Here is a 2619-nt window from a genome sequence, read left to right on the forward strand (position 1 = left end):
GTGAGCATGATCGGGAGCAGCACGACTGAACACCACGTGCACCCCGATCTGGGATTCCCAATAGGTCCAGTTCACCCCGGCTGCCCGCCACCCCCAGTCGGCGGCACCGTACATATCCGGACTGGTCAGGGCCTGGAGGCCGAGTCCGTCCTCGGCCAGCTGGTAGGCCAGGCCGAGCGCCACCAGGCTCGGCCACCCGCCGCCGGTCCGGACCACGGCCTCGCGGACCACGAGGACACCGGCGCCGTACATCACCATCAGCAGCGGCAGGAGCAGCCAGGTGAACGGGACGGCGACCGCGGTGAAGGTGAGCTCCGCGCACAGGGTCGTCAGCAGCACCAGTGTCCACGCGGCCCGCAACCTTCCGCGCTCCGGCGGACCGTCCCGACCCCGCGCGGCCCGTTCCGGGGACGGGAACACCCGCGCCGGATGCGGCGTGGCGGACTCGAATCGCCCGCTCATCGGTCGCGGGCCTCGCGCAGACTCCGGATATCGATCCTCGTCATGGCGTGGACGGCGGTGAGAATACGGTCGGTCGCGGCCGGGTCGGCAGCGGCCAGCAGCTCCGCCATCGCCGTCGGGACGACCTGCCAGGTGACCCCGAAACGATCGGTGAGCGAACCACCCGGGCCCTCCTTGCCGCCTTCGGTGAGTGCCGCCCACGCGCCGTCGACTTCCTCCTGGCCCTCGCATTCGAGGTACAGCGAGATCCCACCGCTGAAGGTGAATTGTGGTCCGCCGTTGTGGGCGATGCAGCGTTGCCCGCCGAGCTCGAACACGACGGTGACGACGCGGCCGTCCGCATCGCGTTGCCGGTCCAGGATCGCCGAATCGGCGACCACGCGGGTGTAGAGTTCGGCGGCCTCCTCCGCGTGGCCGTCGAACCACAGGAATGTGCTCGCTTGCATGATCTTTCTCCTCTGTGTCGCTTCTTCTCAGTGATGTGCCGGCATGCGGTAGTCGTCGAGTTCGACAGTGTTGGCCACTTTCTCCATGCCGCGGCCGACGAGATGCCGCGGCAGGTAGCGCAGGGTGCGGACCGCCTGGTTGCGCAGCCGGAGCTGCAGGCGCGAATCCGGCATGAGGCCGCCGTCGCCGGCGCTGCGCGCGAATTCCTGGGCGCGGTCGACGAAGCGGCGCATCTTCGCCTCATAGGTGGGGTAGGCGACCGTGTGGTCGCCGTCGGCCGCGGCGAGTTCGCCCGCCAGGATGTAGGCGCCGACGAGCGCGAGACTGGTGCCGATACCGGACATCGGCGACGCGCAGTAGCCGGCGTCCCCGAGCAGCACCGTCCGCTGCCGCGACCAGACGTCCACTTCGACCTGGACCACTCTGTCGAAGTAGAAGTCGGTGGTATCCCGGATGCCCGCGAGCATGCGCGGGACCTCCCAGCCGTCACCTTCGAAGGCGCGGACCACGATCTGCTTCTGTTCGTCGATATCGCCCCTGTCGTAGGACAGCGGTGCCGAACGCAGGAAGAACCCGGCCAGCGCGGTACCGGGTTCGGGTTTCGGGTAGAAGGCGGCGGTCCGGCCGGGCCGGCCGTTGCCCGCCGGCACGGTGTACATGAGCCGCCAGCCGTCGTGGTCCCGTTCGGTGGCGGTGGTGTACAGCGATATATAGGAGCCCAGGTCACGCAGGAAGCGTTCCGCGGGACCGAACACCAGCTGCCGGACGTTCGAATGCACCCCGTCCGCGCCGACCAGCAGATCGAACCGCCGGGGTGCGCCGTGCCCGAATCGGACGTGGACACCCGCGTGATCCTGTGCGATCGCGCCGATCGTCTCGCCGTAGACGTATTCGACATCGGCGCGGGTGGTGTCGTAGAGGATTCGGGCGAGATCGGTTCGCAGGAGCGACATCTCGGCGACGGGTCCGCCCGAATCGCCGAACACCCGGGTGCTCATCGTCGCCACTCGCCTGCCCGCCGCATCGACGAACGCCATGCCCCGCGCTCCGGTGTTCGCCGCCCGGACCCGGTCGACGATCCCCATCCGTTGGGCCACGTCCCGGGCGGTACCGCGGATATCCACCGGGTGTCCACCGCTGCGGGGGGTGGGAGCACGCTCGACCACGGTCGGGTGGAAACCGTAGCGGTGGAGCCAGAACGCCAGGGCGGGCCCGGCGATCCCGGCGCCGGATATGAGGATGTTCCGGTTCTTCATCACTTCTCCTGTTCTCCCGTCGAGGCCGCCGTGGCGTCCCGGCCGGGTGGTTCCGGGCGCAGGGGAGGGACGACCGCGCGAAGACGGTGTACTAATACGGCGTATCTATACGGTCGGAAGAATAGGGTTGAAGTATTGCGCTACACCAGTTTTGAACGAAAATAGTGCACTAGGACGCATGCCGGATGTACTAGTACACTTTTATCGAGGTCTGGATGGTGCACACGACAAAGGGGTGGTTATGCCGGCGCAGGAACAGCATGCGGAACCGCCGTATCGGGCGATCGCCGCGCAGCTTCGTACCCGGATCGAAAAGGGTGAACTCCGGCCCGGGGATCGGCTGCCCTCGGTGCGGCAGATCGCGCGGCGATGGGGAGTCGCGGTCGCGACCGCGACCAAGGTGACGGCCGTGCTGCGCGCGGAGGGCCTGGTCGAGGCGAGGGTCGGTTCGGGC

The 2619-nt window shown here is 68.3% G+C and carries 4 protein-coding genes; 1 reads left to right on the forward strand and 3 read right to left on the reverse strand.

Going from position 1 to position 2619, the window contains the following annotated elements; translation table 11 throughout:
• The 3 genes from ON38_RS25585 to ON38_RS25595 form a co-directional block, all read right to left on the reverse strand.
• A partial coding sequence (locus ON38_RS25585) for a hypothetical protein (protein WP_218000833.1) occupies nucleotides 1-462 on the reverse strand: 462 nt, incomplete at its 3' end.
• A complete protein-coding gene (locus tag ON38_RS25590; protein ID WP_218000834.1) occupies nucleotides 459-908 on the reverse strand; it encodes a VOC family protein in 450 nt (149 codons plus the stop codon). The genes ON38_RS25585 and ON38_RS25590, both read right to left, overlap by 4 nt.
• 27 nt (nucleotides 909-935) lie before the next feature.
• Nucleotides 936-2165 carry an FAD-dependent monooxygenase gene (locus ON38_RS25595; RefSeq protein ID WP_039827573.1) on the reverse strand — a complete coding sequence of 410 codons (1230 nt, stop codon included), beginning with the start codon at nucleotides 2163-2165 and terminating at the stop codon, nucleotides 936-938.
• 241 nt (nucleotides 2166-2406) lie between these two features.
• Here ON38_RS25595 and ON38_RS25600 point away from each other — a divergent pair.
• A partial coding sequence (locus tag ON38_RS25600) for a GntR family transcriptional regulator (protein WP_039827574.1) occupies nucleotides 2407-2619 on the forward strand: 213 nt, incomplete at its 3' end.

This window comes from Nocardia testacea NBRC 100365, from assembly GCF_000308775.1.
Lineage (GTDB): Bacteria > Actinomycetota > Actinomycetes > Mycobacteriales > Mycobacteriaceae > Nocardia > Nocardia testacea.